This window comes from Flavobacterium sp. LHD-85 (assembly GCF_030929595.1).
Lineage (GTDB): Bacteria > Bacteroidota > Bacteroidia > Flavobacteriales > Flavobacteriaceae > Flavobacterium.
The window spans coordinates 35,417-59,840 of the sequence record NZ_JAVFVR010000001.1 but is presented as its reverse complement, the minus strand read 5'-3'; the positions used below and the strand labels follow the sequence as shown (position 1 = coordinate 59,840).

General features: G+C 34.9%; 13 protein-coding genes. 10 read left to right on the top strand and 3 right to left on the bottom strand.

The window, feature by feature from the left end:
- Window positions 1-2: 2 nt before the first annotated feature.
- The 6 genes from rplJ to RB618_RS00185 all read left to right on the top strand — a co-directional run bounded on the left by rplJ (window position 3) and on the right by RB618_RS00185 (window position 11,013).
- Entirely contained in the window at window positions 3-503 is a 501-nt protein-coding gene (gene rplJ / locus RB618_RS00210) for a 50S ribosomal protein L10 (protein ID WP_308066961.1), read from the top strand.
- A 91-nt stretch (window positions 504-594) separates the two neighbouring features.
- On the top strand, window positions 595-966 hold the full coding sequence (gene rplL / locus RB618_RS00205) for a 50S ribosomal protein L7/L12 (protein ID WP_008466917.1): 372 nt from the start codon (window positions 595-597) through the stop codon (window positions 964-966).
- A 266-nt stretch (window positions 967-1,232) separates the two neighbouring features.
- Window positions 1,233-5,045: a DNA-directed RNA polymerase subunit beta gene (gene rpoB / locus RB618_RS00200; protein ID WP_111376088.1), complete on the top strand. Its 3,813-nt coding sequence runs from the start codon at window positions 1,233-1,235 to the stop codon at window positions 5,043-5,045.
- A 281-nt stretch (window positions 5,046-5,326) separates the two neighbouring features.
- The gene (gene rpoC, locus RB618_RS00195; protein ID WP_308066960.1) at window positions 5,327-9,634 is read left to right on the top strand and encodes a DNA-directed RNA polymerase subunit beta'; all 4,308 of its coding nucleotides are present in this window, start codon (window positions 5,327-5,329) and stop codon (window positions 9,632-9,634) included.
- Window positions 9,635-9,644: 10 nt separating this feature from the next.
- Complete coding sequence (locus RB618_RS00190) at window positions 9,645-9,956, top strand: DUF3467 domain-containing protein (protein WP_308066959.1); 312 nt, start codon at window positions 9,645-9,647, stop codon at window positions 9,954-9,956.
- Window positions 9,957-10,278: 322 nt separating this feature from the next.
- A complete protein-coding gene (locus tag RB618_RS00185) occupies window positions 10,279-11,013 on the top strand; it encodes a hypothetical protein (protein WP_308066958.1) in 735 nt (244 codons plus the stop codon).
- Window positions 11,014-11,105: 92 nt separating this feature from the next.
- Here RB618_RS00185 and RB618_RS00180 read toward each other — a convergent pair whose 3' ends face one another.
- Both RB618_RS00180 and RB618_RS00175 read right to left on the bottom strand, forming a co-directional pair.
- Complete coding sequence (locus tag RB618_RS00180) at window positions 11,106-12,698, bottom strand: peptide chain release factor 3 (RefSeq protein WP_091492772.1); 1,593 nt, start codon at window positions 12,696-12,698, stop codon at window positions 11,106-11,108.
- Between the two features lie 148 nt (window positions 12,699-12,846).
- Window positions 12,847-14,289 (bottom strand): alpha-amylase, encoded by a 1,443-nt coding sequence (locus tag RB618_RS00175; RefSeq protein WP_308066957.1) that lies wholly within the window; start codon window positions 14,287-14,289, stop codon window positions 12,847-12,849.
- A 490-nt stretch (window positions 14,290-14,779) separates the two neighbouring features.
- On the opposite strand from RB618_RS00175, the gene RB618_RS00170 reads away from it, so the two are divergent.
- The 4 genes from RB618_RS00170 (at window position 14,780) to RB618_RS00155 (ending at window position 22,790) form a co-directional block, all read left to right on the top strand.
- Window positions 14,780-16,210 carry a peptidylprolyl isomerase gene (locus tag RB618_RS00170; protein WP_308066956.1) on the top strand — a complete coding sequence of 477 codons (1,431 nt, stop codon included), beginning with the start codon at window positions 14,780-14,782 and terminating at the stop codon, window positions 16,208-16,210.
- A gap of 78 nt (window positions 16,211-16,288) precedes the next feature.
- Window positions 16,289-17,242, top strand: a complete 954-nt coding sequence (locus tag RB618_RS00165) for a MoxR family ATPase (protein WP_308066955.1) — start codon at window positions 16,289-16,291, stop codon at window positions 17,240-17,242.
- Window positions 17,243-17,630: 388 nt separating this feature from the next.
- The gene (locus RB618_RS00160) at window positions 17,631-20,402 is read left to right on the top strand and encodes a bifunctional aconitate hydratase 2/2-methylisocitrate dehydratase (protein WP_308066954.1); all 2,772 of its coding nucleotides are present in this window, start codon (window positions 17,631-17,633) and stop codon (window positions 20,400-20,402) included.
- A 123-nt stretch (window positions 20,403-20,525) separates the two neighbouring features.
- Window positions 20,526-22,790 (top strand): aconitate hydratase, encoded by a 2,265-nt coding sequence (locus tag RB618_RS00155; RefSeq protein WP_308066953.1) that lies wholly within the window; start codon window positions 20,526-20,528, stop codon window positions 22,788-22,790.
- 61 nt (window positions 22,791-22,851) lie between these two features.
- On the opposite strand, the gene RB618_RS00150 is transcribed toward RB618_RS00155, so the two are convergent.
- Entirely contained in the window at window positions 22,852-24,219 is a 1,368-nt protein-coding gene (locus RB618_RS00150) for a carboxypeptidase-like regulatory domain-containing protein (RefSeq protein ID WP_308066952.1), read from the bottom strand.
- Between the last annotated feature and the right edge of the window lie 205 nt (window positions 24,220-24,424).

The window sequence follows — 24,424 nt, the reverse complement described above, 5'->3', positions numbered from 1 at the left end:
GTATGACTAGAGAAGAAAAATCAATCGCGATTGAAAATTTAACTGCGCAGTTAGCTGGTACAAATATCATTTATATTTCTGATATTTCTGGTTTAAACGCAGAGACAACTTCAAACTTGCGTAGAGCTTGTTTTAAAGCAGGTATCAAATTAGAGGTTGTAAAGAACACTTTGCTTGCAAAAGCAATGGAAGCTTCTGCTAATGATTATGGTGATTTACCAACTGTTTTATCAGGTAACAGTGCTATCTTCATTTCTGATGTTGCAAATGCACCTGGAAAAATTATTAAAGATTTCCGTAAGAAATCTGATAAACCAGTTTTAAAAGGAGCTTACATCAATTCTGAAGTATATATTGGAGATAATCAATTAGATGCATTAGCTACAATTAAATCTAAAGAAGAGCTTATCGGAGAAATCATTGGATTATTACAATCTCCTGCTCAAAGAATTATTTCTGCTTTACAAAACAAATTCGCTGGAAGCGAAGAAGGAGCAGAGTAATAAACGTGAGGAAGTTTACTTCCTTGCTGCTTAATTAGCGCACAATAATTAAATTATATTTTTACACAAATCATTTTAAACGATAGAAAAAATGGCAGATTTGAAACAATTCGCAGAACAATTAGTTAACTTAACAGTTAAAGAAGTTAACGAATTAGCAACAATATTAAAAGATGAGTACGGAATCGAGCCTGCTGCTGCTGCTGTAGTAGTTGCTGCTGGTGGTGGAGACGGTGCTGCTGAAGAAGCACAAACTGAATTTACAGTTGTATTGAAAGATGCAGGAGCTTCTAAATTAGCTGTTGTAAAATTAGTTAAAGAATTAACTGGTTTAGGTCTTAAAGAAGCTAAAGATGTAGTTGACGGTGCACCAAGCAACGTTAAAGAAGGTGTTTCTAAAGAAGAGGCTGAAGGTCTTAAAAAATCTTTAGAAGAGGCTGGAGCTACTGTTGAGCTTAAATAATTAAACTCAGTTTAAGAACTAGGTTTAGGTCTTGAGTTAACACTCAAAGGCCTAAACCATTTTTCGTATAATAAAATATATCAATTTTATTATCCCATAGTTTAAAATACGAAAAAGTTTTTGATCAATACGAAGAAAGAAAATTAGACTTAATTTATAGAACTAATTTTTAAAGATGTATTGATTATAATAAGAAAGTATAGATTAAACAGTGTGTATTTACACAAAAATAAATTACTTTTTTTTAATCAAAATTTTGTCCATTGATGATAACAAATCAGACTGAAAGATTGAATTTTGCCTCTACAAAAAATATCCCTGACTATCCGGACTTCTTGGATGTTCAGGTTAAATCTTTTAAAGATTTCTTTCAATTAGAAACGAAATCTGACGAAAGAGGCAACGAAGGGTTATACAATACCTTCATGGAAAACTTCCCAATTACAGATACAAGAAATAACTTTGTATTGGAATTCCTAGATTATTTTGTTGATCCACCACGTTATACAATTCAAGAATGTATAGAGAGAGGTCTTACTTATAGTGTGCCTTTAAAAGCTAGGTTAAAACTATACTGTACAGATCCAGAACACGAAGATTTTGAAACAATTGTACAAGATGTTTATCTTGGAACAATTCCTTACATGACTCCTAGTGGTACTTTTGTTATTAATGGTGCCGAGCGTGTTGTAGTATCTCAATTACACCGTTCTCCAGGGGTTTTCTTTGGACAGTCATTCCACGCAAATGGAACTAAACTTTATTCTGCCAGAGTAATTCCTTTTAAAGGATCTTGGATAGAATTCTCTACTGATATTAACAGCGTAATGTACGCGTATATCGATAGAAAGAAAAAATTACCTGTAACTACTTTATTCCGTGCTATCGGTTTCGAAAGAGATAAGGATATCCTTGAAATTTTCGACTTAGCAGAAGAAATTAAAGTTTCTAAAACTGGTATTAAGAAATATATTGGAAGAAGACTTGCTGCACGTGTATTGAACACTTGGCACGAGGATTTCGTAGATGAGGATACTGGAGAGGTAGTTTCTATCGAACGTAACGAAATCATCCTTGATCGTGATACAATTATCGACAAAGATAATGTTGAAGAGATCATCGATTCTAACGTAAAATCTATTTTGTTACACAAAGAGGATAACAATCAGGCAGATTATGCTATTATCCACAACACGTTACAAAAAGATCCAACTAACTCTGAAAAAGAAGCTGTAGAGCACATCTACCGTCAGTTGCGTAACGCTGAACCGCCTGATGAGGAAACTGCTCGTGGTATTATAGATAAATTGTTCTTCTCTGATCAACGTTATAACTTAGGTGAAGTTGGTCGTTACAGAATGAACAAAAAATTAGATTTGGATATCCCTATGGATAAGCAAGTGCTTACTAAAGAGGATATCATTACAATCGTAAAATATTTGATCGAATTGATCAACTCTAAAGCAGAGATTGATGATATCGACCACTTATCAAACCGTCGTGTTAGAACAGTTGGTGAACAATTGTCTCAACAATTCGGTGTTGGTTTAGCACGTATGGCTAGAACTATTCGTGAGAGAATGAACGTTAGAGATAACGAGGTGTTTACACCAATTGATTTGATCAATGCTAAAACATTATCATCAGTTATCAACTCTTTCTTTGGTACTAACCAGTTATCTCAATTTATGGATCAAACGAATCCATTAGCTGAGATTACACACAAAAGAAGACTTTCTGCACTTGGACCAGGTGGACTTTCGAGAGAGAGAGCTGGTTTCGAGGTTCGTGACGTTCACTATACTCACTATGGTCGTTTATGTCCGATTGAGACTCCTGAGGGACCAAACATTGGTTTGATTTCATCTCTTGGTGTTTATGCAAAAGTTAACGGAATGGGATTCATCGAGACTCCATACCGTAAAGTAACAGATGGTGTTGTTGATTTAGAAAGTGCGCCAATCTATTTAAGTGCTGAAGAAGAAGAAGGAAAAATGATTGCTCAAGCAAACATTGATATGGATGCTTCAGGTAAAATTACAGCTAGTAACGTTATTGCTCGTGAAGAGGGTGACTTCCCAGTTGTTGAACCAAGTTCAGTACATTATACAGACGTTGCTCCTAACCAGATTGCTTCGATTTCTGCGTCATTGATTCCTTTCTTGGAGCATGATGATGCGAACCGTGCGTTGATGGGATCAAACATGATGCGTCAGGCAGTTCCTTTGATCCGTCCTGAAGCACCGATTGTTGGTACAGGTTTAGAGCGTCAGGTAGCTTCAGATTCGAGAGTATTAATCAATGCTGAAGGGCATGGTACTGTTGAATATGTAGATGCTAACATCATTACTATTAAATACGATCGTACAGAAGACGAGAGAATGGTAAGTTTTGATGCTGATGAGAAAACGTACAACTTAATTAAATTTAGAAAAACCAATCAAGGTACAAGTATCAACTTGAAACCTATCGTAAGAAGAGGTGATAGAGTTGTTCCTGGACAAGTATTGTCTGAAGGATATGCTACTCAAAATGGAGAATTAGCTTTAGGTAGAAACTTAAAAGTTGCGTTCATGCCATGGAAAGGGTATAACTTCGAGGATGCGATTGTAATTTCTGAAAAAGTAGTTCGTGATGATATTTTTACGTCTATCCACGTTGATGATTATTCATTAGAGGTTAGAGATACTAAGTTAGGAAACGAAGAGTTAACAAACGATATTCCTAACGTTTCTGAAGAAGCTACTAAAGATTTAGATGAAAACGGTATGATCAGAATTGGTGCAGAGGTTAAACCTGGCGACATTTTGATCGGAAAAATTACGCCAAAAGGAGAATCAGATCCTACTCCAGAGGAGAAATTGCTTCGTGCAATCTTCGGGGATAAAGCGGGTGATGTAAAAGATGCTTCATTAAAAGCTTCTCCATCTTTACATGGTGTAGTTCTTGACAAAAAATTATTTGCAAGAGCCGTAAAAGATAAACGTAAACGTACTCAGGATAAAGATGCTTTAGGCGCTTTAGAAATGGAATTCGAAACTAAATTTGTTGAATTAAAAGACAGATTGGTTGAGAAATTATTCTTGATCGTTAACGGAAAAACATCTCAAGGTGTAATGAATGATTTGGGTGAAGAGGTTTTACCAAAAGGTAAAAAATATACTCAAAAAATGCTTTACGCAGTAGAGGATTTTGCTCACTTAAGCAAAGGTCAGTGGGTTGCTGATGACGCTACAAATAAAATGGTTAATGATTTGATTCATAACTATAAAATTAAGCTGAACGACTTACAAGGAGCTTTAAGAAGAGAGAAATTTACTATTACAGTTGGAGATGAATTGCCATCTGGAATCTTGAAATTGGCTAAAATCTACATCGCTAAAAAACGTAAGTTAAAAGTGGGTGATAAAATGGCGGGACGTCACGGTAACAAAGGTATTGTTGCTAGAATTGTTCGTCATGAAGATATGCCTTTCTTAGAAGATGGAACACCAGTAGATATCGTATTGAATCCACTTGGGGTACCTTCTCGTATGAACATTGGTCAGATTTATGAGACTGTTCTTGGATGGGCTGGTATGAACTTGGGTAGAAAATTTGCTACTCCAATCTTCGACGGTGCTTCTCTAGACGAAATCAATGCTTTGACTGATGAGGCTAACGTACCACGTTTCGGGCATACTTACCTATTTGATGGTGGAACTGGAGAGCGTTTTGCACAAAAAGCGACTGTGGGTGTAATTTACATGCTTAAATTAGGACACATGGTTGATGATAAGATGCACGCACGTTCTATCGGACCATACTCATTGATTACGCAACAGCCACTTGGAGGTAAGGCTCAATTTGGAGGTCAGCGTTTTGGAGAGATGGAGGTTTGGGCACTTGAGGCTTATGGAGCTTCTAGTACACTACGTGAAATCTTAACTGTTAAGTCTGATGACGTTATTGGTAGAGCTAAAACTTACGAGGCTATCGTTAAGGGGGAAACTATGCCAGAACCAGGTTTACCAGAATCATTCAATGTATTAATGCACGAATTGAAAGGTCTAGGTTTAGATCTTCGTTTGGAAGAATAATAAAAGTTTTCAGTTACAGTCTCAGTATTCAGTTTAACACTGAAAACTGGGACTGCCACTGTTTACTAAATGTTACAAGTTTTTAAAGATTTATACCCGTAACCCGTTCCGATTTTTTATAATAATGCGAGGCATTTTATAACTAGCACTTCAAATAAGAATTTGAGGTTTAGAGAAGTAACCCGAGGTAGTAGCTGAATGATTAACTCTTTAATTTTTAAAGAGTAGATTATAAATCTAAAATCAATTTTTTAATTGCAAATAAATCAATAGTAAAAACTATGATGAATAACAGAAACAATAAAGATAAGAATCCAGTAAAAAGATTTAACAAAATCTCTATTGGATTGGCTTCACCAGAATCTATCTTGAAAGAATCAAGAGGAGAGGTTTTAAAGCCAGAAACAATCAACTATAGAACTCACAAACCAGAGCGTGACGGACTTTTCTGCGAAAGAATCTTCGGACCAGTAAAAGATTTCGAATGTGCTTGTGGTAAGTATAAAAGAATTCGTTACAAAGGTATCATCTGTGACCGTTGTGGTGTTGAAGTTACTGAGAAAAAAGTACGTCGTGATAGAGTAGGACACATCAACCTTGTTGTGCCAATTGCTCACATCTGGTACTTCCGTTCTCTTCCAAACAAAATTGGTTATATCCTTGGTCTTCCATCTAAGAAATTAGATATGATCATTTACTACGAAAGATACGTAGTAATTCAACCAGGTATTGCTAAAAATGCAGATGGAGAATCATTACAAAGATTAGATTTCTTAACTGAAGAAGAATACTTAAACATTTTAGATACTCTTCCGCAAGAAAACCAATATTTAGATGATTTAGATCCTAATAAATTTGTTGCCAAAATGGGAGCAGAGTGTATTATGGATTTATTAGCTCGTATTGACTTAGATGCTTTATCTTACGAATTAAGACACAGCGCTAACAACGAGACTTCTAAACAAAGAAAAACTGAAGCTTTAAAAAGATTACAAGTTGTTGAATCTTTCCGTGAGTCTAACGAAAACCGCGAAAACCGTCCAGAATGGATGATTATGAAAGTGGTTCCAGTTATCCCGCCAGAATTACGTCCGCTTGTGCCACTTGATGGAGGTCGTTTTGCAACTTCAGATTTGAACGATTTATATCGTCGTGTAATTATCCGTAACAACCGTTTAAAAAGATTAATGGAAATTAAAGCTCCAGAAGTTATCTTAAGAAACGAGAAACGTATGTTGCAAGAATCTGTAGATTCATTATTCGATAACACACGTAAAGCTTCTGCTGTTAAAACAGAATCTAACAGACCATTAAAATCATTATCTGACTCATTAAAAGGTAAGCAAGGACGTTTCCGTCAAAACTTACTTGGTAAACGTGTGGATTATTCTGCTCGTTCGGTAATTGTCGTTGGTCCAGAGTTGAAATTATATGAGTGCGGATTGCCAAAAGATATGGCTTCTGAATTATACAAACCTTTCGTTATCCGTAAATTGATCGAAAGAGGTATTGTAAAAACAGTAAAATCTGCTAAGAAAATCATTGATAAGAAAGAGCCTGTAGTTTGGGATATCCTTGAAAACGTAATTAAAGGACACCCAGTATTACTTAACCGTGCTCCTACTTTGCACAGACTTGGTATTCAAGCTTTCCAGCCAAAATTAATTGAAGGAAAAGCAATCCAGTTACACCCATTAGTATGTACGGCTTTCAACGCCGATTTCGATGGTGACCAGATGGCGGTTCACTTACCATTAGGACCAGAGGCTATTTTAGAGGCTCAATTATTAATGTTGGCTTCTCACAATATCTTGAACCCTGCAAATGGTGCTCCAATTACTGTACCTTCTCAGGACATGGTCTTGGGTCTATACTATATGACCAAAGAGCGTATCTCAACAGAAGATCACAAAATTATTGGTCAGGATTTGACTTTCTATTCTGCTGAAGAAGTAAATATTGCATTAAACGAAGGAAGATTAGAATTGAATGCTCGTGTAAAAATTAGAGCAAAAGATTTTAATGATGCTGGAGAATTAGTGTACAAAATTATTCAAACAACTGCAGGACGTGTATTATTTAACGAAGTAGTACCTGAAGCAGCTGGATATATCAACGACGTATTGACTAAGAAAAACCTTAGAGATATTATCGGACACATTTTAAGTGTGACTGATGTACCTACAACGGCAGCTTTCTTGGATAATATGAAAGATATGGGGTATAAATTCGCATTTAGAGGAGGTTTATCATTCTCTTTAGGTGATATTAGAATTCCAGAACAAAAAACGAAGTTAATTGCAGATGCTAGAGAGCAAGTTGAAGGTATCTCAACTAACTATAACATGGGTCTTATCACAAATAACGAGCGTTACAACCAAGTTATTGACGTATGGACTTCAGCAAATGCTCAGTTAACAGAGTTAGCAATGAAAAATATTAGAGAAGACCAACAAGGTTTCAACTCTGTATATATGATGCTTGACTCTGGGGCGAGGGGTTCTAAGGAACAGATTCGTCAGTTAACTGGTATGCGTGGTTTGATGGCTAAGCCAAAAAAATCTACTGCTGGTGGTGGTGAGATTATTGAAAACCCGATTCTTTCTAACTTTAAGGAAGGTCTTTCGATCCTTGAGTACTTCATTTCTACTCACGGTGCTCGTAAAGGTCTTGCGGATACGGCTCTTAAAACGGCCGATGCTGGTTACTTAACAAGAAGGCTTCATGACGTTTCTCAAGATGTTATTGTTAACATCGAAGATTGTGGAACTTTAAGAGGTGTTGAAGTTGCAGCATTGAAGAAAAATGAGGAAATCGTTGAATCTTTAGGAGAGAGAATTCTTGGACGTGTTGCATTACAAGACGTTATTAATCCTCTTACTAATGAAGTAATGGTTAAATCTGGAGAGCAAATTACTGAAGCAATTATGAGAACTATCGAAGCTTCTCCAATTGAAAAAGTAGAAGTTAGATCTCCATTAACTTGTGAAGCTTTAAAAGGTATTTGTGCTAAATGTTACGGTAGAAACTTAGCTACTGGTAAGATGACACAAAGAGGTGAAGCTGTCGGAGTTATTGCAGCTCAGTCTATTGGAGAGCCAGGTACACAGTTGACACTTCGTACGTTCCACGTTGGAGGGGTTGCTGGAGGTATCTCTGAAGAGTCTAGTATCGTTACAAGATTCGCAGGTAGACTTGAAATTGAAGATTTAAAAACAGTTAAAGGAGAAGATGGAGAAGGTAACTCTGTTGATATCGTAGTTTCACGTTCAACTGAATTAAAATTAGTTGACGAGAAAACTGGAATTGTTTTAAACACGCATAACATTCCTTACGGTTCTAGTATCTTCGTTGGAGATGGTGAAACTGTAGCTAAAGGAACTGTAATCTGTAAATGGGATCCATATAACGGTGTAATTGTTTCTGAGTTTACTGGTAAGATTGCTTACGAGGATTTAGAGCAAGGACAATCGTTCATGGTTGAGATAGATGAGCAGACTGGTTTCCAAGAAAAAGTAATTTCTGAGGCTAGAAACAAAAAATTAATCCCAACTTTATTAGTTTACGGTAAAGAAGGAGAATTAATTCGTTCTTACAACTTACCAGTAGGTGCACACTTAATGGTTGAAAACGGTGAGAAAATTAAAGCAGGTAAAGTATTAGTGAAAATCCCACGTCGTTCTTCTAAAGCAGGCGATATCACGGGAGGTTTACCAAGAATTACTGAGTTGCTTGAGGCTCGTAACCCTTCAAACCCAGCAGTTGTATCTGAAATTGATGGTGTTGTATCGTTCGGTAAAATTAAGAGAGGTAACCGTGAGATCGTTATCGAGTCTAAATTTGGTGAGATTAAAAAGTATCTAGTGAAACTTTCTAGCCAAATCTTAGTACAAGAAAATGACTTCGTAAGAGCGGGAGTTCCATTGTCTGATGGTGCTATTACACCAGATGATATCTTAAGAATTCAAGGTCCAGCTGCTGTACAACAGTACTTGGTAAATGAAATTCAAGAGGTTTACCGTTTACAAGGGGTAAAAATTAATGACAAGCACTTTGAGGTGGTTATTCGTCAGATGATGCGTAAAGTAAGAGTTGAAGATCCAGGAGATACTCTATTCTTAGAAGATCAATTGATCCATACTAAAGACTTTATTGTTCAGAATGATAAATTATATGGTATGAAGGTGGTTGAAGATGCTGGAGATTCTTCAGTATTGAAACCTGGTCAGATCATTACACCTCGTGAGTTGCGTGACGAAAATTCATTATTGAAACGTACAGATAAAAATCTTGTTGTAGCAAGAGATGTAATTACTGCAACTGCAACGCCAGTTCTACAAGGTATTACAAGAGCTTCGTTACAAACTAAATCATTCATTTCTGCGGCTTCATTCCAGGAGACAACGAAAGTACTTAACGAAGCTGCTGTAGCTGGTAAAGTAGATGATCTAGAAGGATTAAAAGAAAATGTAATTGTTGGACATAGAATTCCTGCAGGAACTGGTATGAGAGAGTACGATAATACTATCGTAGGATCTAAAGACGATTACAACGAAATGATGGCTAATAAAGAAGAATACATTTATTAATTAGGAAACTATGAGTAATCCGAAACAACAACAAGAGCAAATTAACATCGAGTTAGATGAAAGCATTGCAGAAGGAATTTATTCCAATCTTGCAATAATTAATCACTCATCATCAGAGTTTGTTTTAGATTTTGTGAGCATTATGCCAGGTATTCCTAAAGCCAAGGTAAAGTCAAGAATTGTTTTGACACCACAACATGCTAAAAGATTATTGAAAGCAATAGGTGAAAATATCCACAGATTTGAGGCAGCTCATGGCGAAATCAAAGAAACGGAACAAGCGCCAATTCCGCTTAATTTTGGTCCAACTGGACAAGCATAAATTTTAAAGCCCCTTTCTTAAGGGGCTTTTTTTATGGAGAAAAGACTGGAAATGTAGTTTGTCGGATTTAATTTACTTTGGTCGAGTAATTTTCTTTTCGGGGAAGTATTGTTTTAACTTGGTGTAGCCTAAAAAAGATTGAATTTTGAAATATTAATGACTTAGTAAGGTTGATTTAATTCAAATTATAAAAAAGCGCTAATTTTATATTAGTGCTTTTTTTTATGCTCATTTTTTTTGTGATCCTTCCCAACCTTTCCAAGCAAAATGTACTCTATATAAGTAAATAGTTTGTTGCAGATTTTAACTTAAAGATACATCCATGAAAAAGAAATTTACCCTAGAAATAGCTAGTCCTTGTTCTGAAAATTTTGATAAAATGATCCCAAATGAAAATGGTTCATTTTGTAATTCCTGCATGAAAAATGTTATCGATTTAAGTAAGAAATCGAATTCAGAAGTTGCTAAATTCATTGCTGAAAATAAAAATCAATCTATCTGTGCAAGATTAAAAACTACTCAACTCGATGAACAGTTTGATTATAATGAAACTTCTAAAATCAGTACTTTAAAATACGCGGCAGTTGCGGCATCACTTTTATTGGCATCAAATCTTTCGGCACAAGAAAAAGAGCCTATTAAAACAGAAATAAGCTATCCTAAACCTGATGTTTATAAAGTAGGGAAAGTGGCTTATAATCATACTTCAAACGAGGAAATTTCTATAAGTATAAAAGGAAAACTATTGGAAGCAAAAACAAATAAACCTTTTGATAGAGAAATCTATACTAATTTGATGCTTGCTGTTGATGGTTCACAAAATCCTGTAAAAGTAAACCCTAAAACAGGGGAGTTTTCTATAGAGACTAAGGTTCTAAAGAATAGTAAAACGCTGATGGTAACAATTACAGCAAATGATTATTATTTGTCAAAAGAAATAGCCTTTGATGCGAAGTCTGCTAAAAATAATGTTTTGATAAAAAATGTAATTATTGGTTCTGATGAGCTTAACAGAATTTATATTGCAGGTGGACTAGGAATTAACTATACACGATAACAATCAAATTTACATATTGAGGAATGTAAATGAAAAAGGCTGTCCAGAATAAAACTGACAGCCTTTTTATATTTTTAATCTAAAGGGAATTATTAATCAAACTCAGATGTAAAGTACAACTTAACAGTTGGGTATTTACTCTGTGTCATTTGAATGGTGAAATCAGAATCAGCTAAGAATACCAATTGACCATATTTATCATGAGCTAAGAATTTTTGCTTGATACGTTTAAATTCTTTGAACTCTTCATTTTTAGCATCATCAGGTTTTACCCAGCAAGCTTTATGTACAGGAAAGTTTTCGTATGTACACTTAGCGCCATATTCGTGCTCTAAACGGTATTGAATAACCTCGTACTGAAGCGCTCCAACTGTTCCGATAACTTTACGATTGTTCATTTCTAAAGTAAACAACTGAGCAACACCTTCATCCATTAACTGATCTACTCCTTTTTCCAATTGCTTAGCTTTCATTGGGTCGGCGTTGTTGATATATCTAAAGTGCTCTGGAGAGAAGCTCGGAATTCCTTTAAAGCTCATGATTTCGCCTTCCGTTAAAGTATCTCCAATTTTAAAGTTTCCAGTATCGTGTAAACCAACAATATCACCAGGATAAGAAATATCTACGATTTCTTTTTTCTCAGCAAAAAAGGCATTCGGACTTGAGAATTTTAAATTTTTCTTTTGTCGAACGTGGTAGTAAGGTTTATTTCTTTCGAAAGTTCCAGAAACGATTTTGATGAACGCTAAACGGTCACGGTGTTTAGGATCCATATTTGCGTGGATTTTGAAAACAAATCCAGACATCTTTTCTTCTGTAGGCTCAACTGTACGAGTTTCAGAATCTTTTGCTCTAGGAGACGGAGCGATTGTAATAAAACAATCTAATAGTTCACGAACTCCAAAGTTATTCAAAGCAGAACCAAAGAATACTGGTTGGATTTTTCCATCCAAATAGTCCTGACGCTCAAATTTTGGATAAACCTCATCAATTAATTCTAATTCTTCACGAAGTTTGTTCGCTGCTTTTTCACCAACAATTTTATCTAATTCTGGATTGTTTTGCACATCAGAAAAAGCAATTGTTTCTTCAATATTTTTACGGCTGTCTCCACTGAAAAGATTAATGTTTTCTTCCCATAAATTGTAAATTCCTTGGAAATCATAACCCATTCCGATAGGGAAACTTAATGGCGTAACTTTCAAACCTAATTTTTGTTCTACTTCATCCATTAGATCAAAAGCATCTTTACCTTCACGGTCTAATTTATTGATGAAAACAATCATCGGAATGTTACGCATTCTACAAACCGCAACCAGTTTTTCTGTTTGTTCCTCAACCCCTTTTGCAACGTCAATTACAACAATTACACTGTCAACAGCGGTTAAAGTTCTAAAGGTATCTTCAGCAAAATCCTTGTGTCCAGGAGTATCAAGGATGTTGATTTTCTTATCTTTATAATTAAAAGCAAGTACAGAAGTCGAAACCGAGATACCTCTCTGACGCTCGATTTCCATAAAGTCACTCGTTGCTCCTTTTTTAATTTTGTTATTTTTTACCGCTCCAGCTTCCTGAATAGCCCCTCCAAACAACAGTAATTTTTCAGTTAAAGTTGTTTTACCGGCATCGGGGTGCGAGATAATTCCAAATGTTCTTCTTCGTTGTATTTCTTTTAAAAAGCTCATATTTCGTATAAATAGGTTGCAAAAGTACTATTAAATACGGCTTTATAAAAATATTCAGTTCGTAAATTTGGAACTCTTTATTTCTCGAAGGATTTTAAATAAAAAAATAAGGCTGTTTTGCAACAGCCTTAGATAGTCATTTTTAAAATTACTGATTAATTGACCAAATTGAATATCCTTTTGGAGGACATTGTATTTTTACCCATTTATCGGCTTGAGTTGTCGGATACCAAGATGAGTTTCCTGTGAAATCTTTAATTTGAGTATTAGCCCAATTCGTTTGAATCCATCTTTCTTGCCAAACATCTGAGTTGTTGATGTAAACTACCAATCCAGGATTTCCGTTGTAACCGTTTCTTCTCGCCACATATTCGTCATTATCAGAATATAAAATAGAAGTTGTTCCAGTTGCTTTATTATTGTGAATCCAGATTAAATTATTCAGTTTGTTTTTGTCCAGCCATTCTTCATAATCTCTGTAGAAAATTGTTGGATAGCCCTCATGAGTTAATATATAGGAGTAAGCTAACATTTTGCTCCAAATTTCATCTGTATCATGATTGGTTACAAACGTTACTGCTTTGTATGGATTACGTTTCCACATCATATCATCATTCAAAAGAGCAAGGTTGTTTCCATCAAAAGCATCATTCATTTTGTAGTAACAAGCAAAGTCAAATACAGAACTATTGGCTGCATTTGCCCAGTCATTTAACACATTTACATTCGAATCCCATAATTCTCCAACAGAAAATCCGCCTACGTTGGCATTCCATGAATTTACAACCCATGCACCAAAGCCTTTTACGTAGTCAAATCTCCATCCGTCAAATTTCATCGTGTTTTTATAATATTTGCCAACTCCGTCAGTACGCAACCACAACCAGTTTTGTACATTTGGCGCTGCATGGCATAAATCAGGAAAACCTCCAAAAGATCCTTCGTCATTATTTCCGTAGCTGTTTTTATAAAAATCATTATAGTTACGAGGAAATTTGCCTGAGGCAACTCCTGTAAAATTAGTCCACGTATTTGTTCCTGTAAACGGATTTGCTTCAGATTGTCCGCCACTGTTATGGTTGATTACGATATCTGCATAAACTTTGATGTTTTCGTTGTGAGCAGCAGTAATTAAATTTACCAATTCTGTTTTTGAACCAAATCGAGTTTCGGTAGTTCCATTTTGATTATAATCGCCAAAATCAAAATAATCAGTAGGGTCATAGCCCATTGAAAATGCTCCATTTTGTGCTTTAGAAGCAGGAGGAAGCCAGATTGAGCCAATTCCCGCATTGCCCCATGCAGTAACTTTACTGCTAACAGTATTCCACCAAGTTCCTCCAGAAGGGACATCCCAGTAGAAAGCTTGCATCATAACGCCTCCACCCGGATTATCAACATATTTTCCAGTTGAAGCAGAATTGGAAGTTCCTGTGCTAAATGGTTTTCCGTCATGATGCGTAACATCAATAACTTTAAAATTTCGGCTTTCAGCTTTTGCATCAGATTCGTTGATTTCGTTTTGTGAACACGAATACAGCAGTCCAGTAAATGCCGTAATAAGGCATAATTTTAAAATAGGTTTTTTCATAATAGATGTGGTTAAGTTAAATAGTAAGTTTTGTAATTGTCAAATTCAGACTTCAAAAAAGCAGATATTGTCATTTTTTAATACTGTAAAATGATAATTACGCATCTAAAGTAATTTTTTTTTGATTTAATTTTAATTTGTAAGAAAACAAGACTTCACGAAAACGTTGTAGTGTTGAGAACTTTTTTTAGACCGCTTATAATTAGGTATTTATTTGCTGTTAAAATTCAAATTTTGGAAAGATTTATAAAGCGACCTTTTGTTGTATTTGAAAAATTGAAATAATCGATTTGGTATGCTGTTATAGAACTATCCTATAATTTTTTGTTAATAGTATATCGGATAGTTGGATTATGTAATTGAATTGTTATTTTTGTTCGTTATAAGTTACGAAAGAACTATACTTTAATTATTTATGTTTAAGTTGAACATACATAATTTCAGAAGGATTATCTAAAACAGGCTTTACATTCAAATAAAAATTAAAATAATGTTATTAAAAAAATTACAGCTAAAAACAATTGATTTCAAGTTTGCACTAACAATTTGTTTTTTTCTTTTTTTAACTCCAATTATCACAGCGCAAGAAATTATTCCTGATGTTGTTGCTCAGAAACCAGTTGAAACTCCTTCTGGCGGAAAATTGAAAATCGATGGAATTATTGCGACAGTAGGGGATTATATTGTTTTAGATTCTGATATTGATAAAGGATTTTTGGAAATTACTGCGCAAGGCGGATCTGTAAAAGATATTACAAGATGCCAAATGCTTGGTAAACTTTTGGAAGACAAATTATATGCTCACCAAGCCATTCAGGATAGTATTATTGTAAGTGATGCCGAGGTAAGAGGTATGATGGAAGACCGCCTTAACTATATGACGCAGCAGGTAGGTGATATCAACAAAGTAGTTGAGTATTATAAAAAAAGTTCAGTAGAAGAATTTAAAACTTATTTTGCAGATATCCTGAAGGAGCAAAAATTAGCTTCGGAGATGAGAGATAAGATTATTAAGGATGTTGAAATTACTCCAGAAGAGGTTCGTAATTTCTTTAAGAAAATCCCAAAAGATGAATTGCCAACTTTTGGAGCTGAAATGGAAGTGGCGCAAATTGTTGTAGAACCTAAAATTTCTAAAGAAGACAAACAAAAAGTAATCGATAGATTAAATGCCATAAGACAAGATGTTCTAGAAGGATCTAGTTTTGCTACAAAGGCTGTTTTATACTCTCAAGATCCTGGATCTTCGCCAAATGGAGGTTATTACAAGATGACAAGAAAAACTGCTTTTGTTAAAGAATTTAAAGATGTAGCTTTTAGTTTGCAAGCAGGAGAAATCTCTCAACCATTTGAGACAACTTTTGGTTTCCATATTATTATGGTAGATAAAATTAAAGGGCAGGAAGTTGAGCTTCGTCATATCTTGATCGCTCCAACGGTTTCAGAAGCTGCTTTAAAAGAGGCAAAAGAAAGAATTACTACGATTAGAAATAAAATTGTCAATAAAGAAGTGACTTTTGCTGAAGCGGCAAGAACGGAATCTGATGAAAAAGAAACTAGAGCAAACGGAGGAACATTGGTAAATCCTACAACACAAGATACTCGATTTGAGTTGACAAAAATGGATCCGACTTTGTACAGCCAAGTTTCAAACTTAAAAGGAGATGAAGTTTCTCAACCGCTTTTAAACACAGACGATAAAGGTAAAAAAACGTATAAGTTAATTACAGTTACAAACAGAATTGACGAGCACACTGCTGATTATGCTAAAGATTATACTAAGATTAAAGAATTAGCACTTAAAGAAAAGCAGATCAACGCAATTGCAAAATGGTTTGATACTAAAATTAAAGATACCTATATCAAAATCATTGGAGAGTATAAAGACTGTACTTTTGCGAACAATTGGTTGAAAAAATAAGTTTTAATAAATAAATAAAAAGAGTTAGTTTTATGATTTCATAGAATTAACTCTTTTTAATTTTAAATACACTCATAAATGTCTGACGTAACAGCAATTCACAATTTAGTTCAAAAAAGAAATGAATTAAAAAAAGAAATAGCGAAAATCATTGTAGGGCAGGACGCCGTTGTAGATCAAATTTTACTTTGTATATTTTCTGGAGGACACGCACTTTTAATAGGAGTTCCAGGTTTAGCAAAAACCTTAATGATAAATACTTTGTCTCAGGCTTTAGGTCTGGATTTTAAAAGAATTCAGTTTACACCAGATTTGATGCCTTCTGATATTTTGGGAAGTGAAATCTTGGATGAAAATAGAAACTTCAAATTCATTAAAGGGCCAATTTTCTCTAATATTATTCTAGCTGACGAGATCAACAGAACGCCGCCAAAAACGCAAGCGGCATTGTTAGAGGCTATGCAAGAGAGATCGGTAACTATTGCTGGACAACATCATAAATTAGATTTGCCTTATTTTGTTTTAGCAACTCAAAACCCAATTGAGCAAGAAGGAACTTATCCTTTGCCAGAAGCTCAGTTAGACCGTTTTATGTTTGCGATTAAATTGGAATATCCAACTTTTGAGGAAGAAGTTCAAGTGGTTAAAAGAACAACTTCTGATGTTAAAACAGAAATTAATTCGTTATTTAGTGCGCAGGAAATTATCGATTTTCAGCATTTAATTCGTAGAATTCCAGTTGCTGATAATGTTATAGAGTATGCTGTAACTTTGGTAAGTAAAACACGTCCAGACAATCCTTTGACTAATGATTTTGTAAAGAATTATTTAGACTGGGGAGCAGGGCCAAGAGCTTCGCAAAATTTAATTCTAGCAGCAAAAGCACATGCCGCTTTCAATGGAAAGTTTTCGCCAGATATTGAAGATGTTCAGGCGGTGGCAACAGGTATCTTGAGACACAGAATCATTAAAAATTATAAAGCAGATGCTGAAGGAATTACAGAGGAAGCAATCATTAAAAAATTGATGTAATTCTTACAAAGCAGATATACTAAATCCCGATAAACTATTATCGGGATTTTTTGTTTTTGTTTGGAATTTTAAAATCGATCGGCGACGTTTAAACGACGTCAAAAAGATCAACTATAACGTTATAATTGCTTATTTAGAAAGATTCTTCGTGAAAATAGGAGTAAAAACTTACTTACTTTATAACATCGAATTTCGACTTTGTTAAAGAAAAGATTTTTAAATATTAATAATTCATTATTTTAATTCAAAATTGATTTTTTAGCAAAAACAAGCAGTGAAAATCGTTTTTTAGCAATAATAATTTTTGAAAAGGCTTGTTCTATTATATTTTTTTTAATTATCGGGTTTAATGCTTAAATTTGCCTCAAAAAAATAAATCCGCTTTATTATGAATATTTATCAGGATTACCTTCAAGAAATTGAAGAAAGAAAAAATCAAGGGTTACACCCTAAACCAATTGATGGAGCTGAATTATTAAGCGAAATCATTGCTCAAATTAAAGATGTTGATAACGCAAATCGCGAAGACTCTCTTAAGTTTTTTATTTACAATACTTTACCTGGTACTACAAGTGCCGCAGGTGAAAAAGCTAAGTTCTTAAAAGAAATTATTTTAGGCCAATCTGTAGTAAAAGAAATCACTCCAGCTTTTGCTTTTGAATTATTATCACACATGAAGGGTGGACCTTCTATTGAGGTATTGTTAGATTTGGCTTTAGGAAATGATGCTGCGATTGCTCAGCAAGCGGCAGATGTTCTTAAGACACAAGTTTTTCTTTACGATGCAGATACTGACCGTTTGAAAGAAGCATTCAAAGCTGGTAACTCATTCGCTAAAGAAATCATCGAAAGTTATGCAAAAGCGGAATTCTTTACTAAACTTCCGGAAATAGCAGAAGAAATTAAAGTTGTTACTTATATCGCTGGTGAAGGAGATATCTCTACAGATTTACTTTCTCCAGGAAACCAAGCACACTCTCGTTCTGACCGTGAACTTCACGGTAAATGTATGATTACTCCTGAAGCGCAAAAAGAAATTCAGGCATTGCAAGCAAAGCATCCAGATGCAAGCGTAATGTTAATTGCTGAAAAAGGAACAATGGGTGTTGGTTCTTCTAGAATGTCAGGTGTAAACAACGTGGCGCTTTGGACAGGAAAACAAGCAAGTGAGTATGTTCCATTCGTAAATATCGCTCCAATTGTTGGAGGTACAAATGGTATTTCTCCAATTTTTCTTACTACAGTTGACGTAACTGGAGGTATCGGAATTGATCTTAAAAACTGGGTTAAAAAAGTTGGTGCTGATGGAAAACCAGTATTGAACGAAAATAATGAGCCAATTCTTGAGCAAGCCTATTCTGTTGCTACAGGAACGGTTTTGACTATTAATACTCAAACTAAAAAATTATACAACGGTGATCAAGAATTAATTGATATTTCTAGATCATTTACTCCTCAGAAAAAAGAGTTCATTAGAGCTGGAGGATCGTATGCAATTGTATTCGGTAAAAAACTTCAGACTTTTGCAGCTAAAGTATTAGATATTGAAGCTCCTGCTGTATTTGCTCCATCTAAAGAAATTTCTAACGAAGGACAAGGTTTAACTGCAGTTGAAAAAATCTTCAACAAAAATGCTGTAGGTATTGCTCCAGGAAAAGTGTTGCATGCTGGTTCTGACGTTCGTGTAGAAGTAAACATTGTAGGTTCTCAAGATACTACAGGTCTTATGACTGCTCAGGAATTAGAGTCTATGGCAGCTACAGTGATTTCTCCAATTGTTGACGGTGCTTACCAATCTGGTTGTCATACTGCTTCTGTTTGGGATAAAAAAGCTCAGGCTAACATTCCTAAATTGATGAAATTCATGAACAATTTCGGTTTGATCACAGCTCGTGACCCAAAAGGTGTTTACCATTCAATGACTGACGTTATCCATAAAGTGCTTAACGATATTACTATCGACGAATGGGCAATCATTATTGGTGGTGACTCTCACACGAGAATGTCTAAAGGTGTTGCTTTCGGTGCTGACTCAGGAACTGTTGCTCTTGCATTGGCTACGGGAGAAGCTTCTATGCCAATTCCTGAATCTGTAAAAGTAACTTTCAAAGGAGACATGAAAGGTTATATGGATTTCCGTGATGTGGTTCACGCTACACAAGCTCAAATGCTTAAGCAATTCAATGGTGAGAATGTATTCCAAGGAAGAATCATTGAGGTTCACATCGGAACTCTTACTGCTGACCAAGCGTTTACATTTACAGACTGGACTGCAGAGATGAAAGCAAAAGCTTCTATCTGTATTTCAGAAGACGATACTTTGATTGAATCATTGGAAATCGCTAAAGGCAGAATCCAAATCATGATCGACAAAGGAATGGATAACGACAGACAAGTTCTTCAAGGATTGATCAACAAAGCAGATAAGAGAATTGCAGAAATTAAATCTGGTGAGAAACCAGCTTTAACTCCAGACGCAAATGCTAAATATTATGCTGAAGTTGTAGTTGATTTGGATCAAATTGCTGAGCCAATGATCGCTGACCCAGATGTTAATAATAAAGACGTTTCTAAACGTTATACTCACGATACCATCAGACCATTGTCTTTTTATGGTGGAGAGAAAAAAGTAGATCTTGGATTTATTGGTTCTTGTATGGTTCACAAAGGAGATATGAAAATCCTTGCTCAAATGTTGAAAAACGTTGAAGCGCAAACAGGAAAAGTTGAATTTAATGCTCCTCTTGTAGTTGCTCCTCCAACTTACAACATTGTTGATGAATTGAAAGCAGAAGGTGATTGGGAAGTGTTACAAAAATACTCAGGTTTCGAATTTGATGATAATGCTCCTAAAGGTGCAGCTCGTACAGAATACGAAAACATGTTGTATTTAGAGCGTCCTGGATGTAACCTTTGTATGGGTAACCAAGAAAAAGCGGCTAAAGGAGATACGGTGATGGCAACATCAACTCGTCTTTTCCAAGGTAGGGTTGTAGAAGATGCTGAAGGTAAAAAAGGAGAATCATTACTTTCTTCTACTCCAGTTGTAGTTCTTTCTACAATTTTAGGTAGAACTCCAACTATGGAAGAATATACTGCAGCGGTAGATGGAATCAACTTAACTAAGTTCGCTCCTTCTAATAAACAATTAGTTATGTAATCGATAGATTATTTAAGAATATTTTAAAAGCCCGAGTCGTAAAACTCGGGCTTTTTTAGTAATAATTGTTCTATTTTTTGTAACTTGTCATGTTCAAAAAAGAATAATAAAAACAAAAAATCTATGGCTTTTGATATCGAAATGATTAAAAAAGTGTACGAAAATATGCCTGCACGCGTTGATAAAGCGCGCGAGATTGTTGGTCGTCCGCTTACTTTAACAGAGAAAATTTTATACAATCACCTTTGGGAAGGAAATCCATCTAAGGCGTTTGGAAGAGGAGTTGATTATGTTGATTTTGCACCAGATCGTGTTGCTTGTCAAGATGCAACCGCGCAAATGGCATTATTACAGTTTATGCATGCAGGAAAATCTAAGGTAGCAGTTCCTACAACAGTTCACTGCGATCACTTGATTCAGGCAAAAATTGACGCTGCAACCGATTTAGCTAGAGCAAAAACACAAAGTAATGAAGTTTTTGATTTCTTGTCTTCTGTTTCTAATAAATACGGAATTGGTTTCTGGAAGCCAGGAGCTGGAATTATTCATCAAGTTGTGCTTGAAAATTATGCATTTCCTGGAGGAATGATGATTGGTACCGATTCTCATACTGTAAATGCAGGTGGTTTAGGAATGGTGGCAATTGGTGTTGGTGGAGCAGATGCTGTAGACGTTATGTCTGGAATGGCTTGGGAGCTTAAATTTCCTAAACTTATCGGAGTTAAATTAACTGGCAAGTTATCTGGATGGACAGCACCTAAAGACGTTATTCTTAAAGTAGCTGGTATTCTTACTGTAAAAGGTGGTACTGGCGCCATTGTAGAATATTTTGGCGAAGGAGCTACTGCTATGTCATGTACAGGTAAAGGAACAATCTGTAATATGGGAGCTGAAATTGGAGCTACAACTTCAACTTTTGGATATGATGATTCAATGAGCCGTTATCTTCGTTCTACAAATAGAGCAGAAGTAGCTGATGCTGCAGATAAAATCGCTTCTTACTTAACAGGAGATCCAGAAGTTTATGCAAACCCTGAAAAATATTTTGATCAAGTAATCGAAATTAATTTATCTACATTAGAGCCACATTTAAATGGTCCTTTTACTCCAGATTTAGCGACTCCAATTTCTAAAATGAAAGAAGAAGCAATCAAAAATAACTGGCCATTACAAATTCAAGTTGGTTTAATAGGATCTTGTACAAATTCTTCTTACGAAGATATTTCTCGTGCAGCTTCTTTAGCAAGACAAGTTGCAGATAAAAACTTAAAGACAAAAGCTGAGTTTACTATTACTCCAGGTTCTGAAGTAGTTCGTTCGACTATTGAAAGAGATGGGTTTATCGATACATTTCATAAAATTGGAGCAACCGTTTTTGCGAATGCTTGCGGACCATGTATTGGTATGTGGGATCGAGAAGGAGCAGAAAAAGAAGAAAGAAATACAATTGTCCATTCTTTTAACCGTAACTTTTCAAAACGTGCAGATGGTAATCCAAATACACTTGCTTTTGTGGGGTCTCCAGAGTTGGTAACTGCAATGGCGATTGCTGGTGATTTAAGTTTTAATCCATTAACAGATAAATTAATTAACGAAGATGGAGAAGAAGTAATGCTTGATGAGCCAACTGGAGATGAACTTCCTGCAAAAGGTTTCTATGCTGAAGATCCAGGATTTCAAGCTCCAGCTGAAGATGGCTCAAGTGTTCAAGTAGTGGTTAATCCAGCTTCAGAGCGTTTGCAATTATTAGCTCCGTTTGATGCTTGGGATGGTAAAAACATTACGGGCGCTAAATTGCTAATTAAAGCATTTGGTAAATGTACTACAGATCACATTTCAATGGCTGGACCTTGGTTGCGTTTCCGTGGGCACTTGGATAATATTTCAAACAATATGTTGATTGGTGCTGTGAATGCTTACAATCAAAAAACAAACTCTGTTAAGAATCAATTGACAGGTCAATATGATGCTGTTCCTGCGGTTGCACGTGCATACAAAGCGGCTGGAGTTCCATCAATTGTAGTTGGAGATCACAATTACGGAGAAGGATCTTCTCGCGAGCATGCAGCTATGGAACCGCGTTTCTTAGGTGTGAAAGCCGTATTGGTGAAATCTTTTGCTCGTATCCATGAAACAAACCTTAAAAAACAAGGTCTTTTAGGATTGACATTTGCGAACGAAGCAGATTACGATAAAATACAAGAAGATGATACAATTAACTTCTTAGATTTAACAGAATTCGCTCCAGGCAAACCATTGACATTAGAATTTGTTCATGCAGATGGTACAAAGGATATTATCTTGGCAAACCATACTTATAATGAAGGACAGATTGGCTGGTTTGTTGCAGGTTCTGCATTAAACTTAATTGCGGCTGGTAAAGCTTAGTATTTGAATTTTATATAATATGAAAGCCCTGTGAAAACGGGGCTTTTTAATTACTAATCTTTTATTGTTTTTGCATTAAAGTTTTGATTCTGCTAGGACTTGTATTCTGAAATTCGTTTAAAGCAACGCAGTATGTTTTATTAGAAGGCTTGCTGCTAAGTTCGTCTTGTGACAGTCCTCCAATTATGTATAAATTATTTTCAAATATGTGCATTGCTGAATATTTTAGATCTATATCAATAAGGAATTCTTTTAGTACTTTTGTTTTAATGTCATATAAGTATATTTTTTTGCTATCAAAAATATAAATGAGATTGTTTTGTGAGGCAATTGCTGGTTTTTCAAGTTCAGAGAATAATTCTCCTTCATTTAGCCATTTATCATTTATCAAGTCAAAACTTTGAATTTCAGACATTGCTTTTCCGTTGTTTCCTCCGATTAGGTAAATTTTTTCGTCAATTAAAATTCCGCTTGCTTCTTGAGCAATAGGCATTTCTGATAGTTCGTACCATAAGCCAGAAGTTAGATTGTAAAAATGAGTTTTATTTGTAAAAGTCTTTTTTCCTTTTGGAGTTGTTTTAATAGCGCCTCCCATTACAATTATATTGTCTTTGTAAATAAAAGATGAGGAATTAATTGCTTGATGCGGATTGGTTTTGTCTATTGCAATTTCATTTTTGGAAAGATCAAAAATTTCAATTTGATTTTCTAAATATTCAAATTTTGCATTTGGAGAAATTCGTTTGCCTCCAAATATATAAAATGAATTATCATAGAAATGTAAACTATGGTAAGCTCTTTTAATGAGTTTTTTATTTGAGTTTTCCCAGGTATTAGTTTTAATGTCGTAAATCAAAAAATCTCCGTTGTGTTTTGCGCTTCCTTCTTCACGGCGTAACTCTTGAAAGTAAATTGGCATAAATACCTGTGGGTCATGTGAATTTGTTTTTGTTTTTGCTATTTCGAAAGCATTAGATTTGTAGGAAGTATCGCCTCCAGTAACATAGATTTTTCCATTATTGAGTAAAGAAGCAAAAGAAAAGACGGCATTTTTTAATGGAGCAAGTTTCTCAAAATGAATTTTAGATTTTAATTTTCTCTTCTTAATTTTTACCTCTACATTATTTAGATTTTCAATATCCTCTTTAAGTGAAATAATATAATTAATCTTTTTTAAATCTTTAATAGCAATTTTTACGGTTATAAAACCAATATGGGAAACTTGAAGCGAGTCCTTTGTCTTTTCTTTTAGATTTAATGAAAACTCTCCCTTGCTATTTGTTAAAGTTCCTGTTTGATTTTGAATAGCATATATGTTCGCGTCATCAAGTAAGGAATCTGTGGCTTGAGACTTAACAATTCCTTTTATAGTTTGAGCATTTAGGCATAAAGGAAATAGAAGAATAGTAAAAAGTATTTTTTTAACCATATAGGAGGGATTAATTTTGTTTAAATATTGAATTAAAATGCTGCTTTTTATAAAAAACTGCCTTTCAAAAAGTTGGCTCAATTTTTATGCCGAGGCTGTTAATTTGAGGTAAAATAATTGTTAAAAATACAGGTTTTTTTACTTTAAAAAGTTAAATTCGCTTTTTAGGCAATATATTTGTCTTTTTTGAGTTGTGATTAATGTA

Bases quoted from the DNA above. Each gene is read 5' to 3' on its own strand.
- RB618_RS00170 (WP_308066956.1), top strand. From the start codon at position 14,780: ATGTTATTAAAAAAATTACAGCTAAAAACAATTGATTTCAAGTTTGCA.
- RB618_RS00185 (WP_308066958.1), top strand. From the start codon at position 10,279: ATGAAAAAGAAATTTACCCTAGAAATAGCTAGTCCTTGTTCTGAAAAT.
- rpoC (WP_308066960.1), top strand. From the start codon at position 5,327: ATGATGAATAACAGAAACAATAAAGATAAGAATCCAGTAAAAAGATTT.
- RB618_RS00150 (WP_308066952.1), bottom strand. From the start codon at position 24,219: ATGGTTAAAAAAATACTTTTTACTATTCTTCTATTTCCTTTATGCCTA.
- RB618_RS00160 (WP_308066954.1), top strand. From the start codon at position 17,631: ATGAATATTTATCAGGATTACCTTCAAGAAATTGAAGAAAGAAAAAAT.
- rplL (WP_008466917.1), top strand. From the start codon at position 595: ATGGCAGATTTGAAACAATTCGCAGAACAATTAGTTAACTTAACAGTT.
- RB618_RS00180 (WP_091492772.1), bottom strand. From the start codon at position 12,698: ATGAGCTTTTTAAAAGAAATACAACGAAGAAGAACATTTGGAATTATC.
- RB618_RS00165 (WP_308066955.1), top strand. From the start codon at position 16,289: ATGTCTGACGTAACAGCAATTCACAATTTAGTTCAAAAAAGAAATGAA.
- rpoB (WP_111376088.1), top strand. From the start codon at position 1,233: ATGATAACAAATCAGACTGAAAGATTGAATTTTGCCTCTACAAAAAAT.
- RB618_RS00190 (WP_308066959.1), top strand. From the start codon at position 9,645: ATGAGTAATCCGAAACAACAACAAGAGCAAATTAACATCGAGTTAGAT.
- RB618_RS00155 (WP_308066953.1), top strand. From the start codon at position 20,526: ATGGCTTTTGATATCGAAATGATTAAAAAAGTGTACGAAAATATGCCT.
- RB618_RS00175 (WP_308066957.1), bottom strand. From the start codon at position 14,289: ATGAAAAAACCTATTTTAAAATTATGCCTTATTACGGCATTTACTGGA.
- rplJ (WP_308066961.1), top strand. From the start codon at position 3: ATGACTAGAGAAGAAAAATCAATCGCGATTGAAAATTTAACTGCGCAG.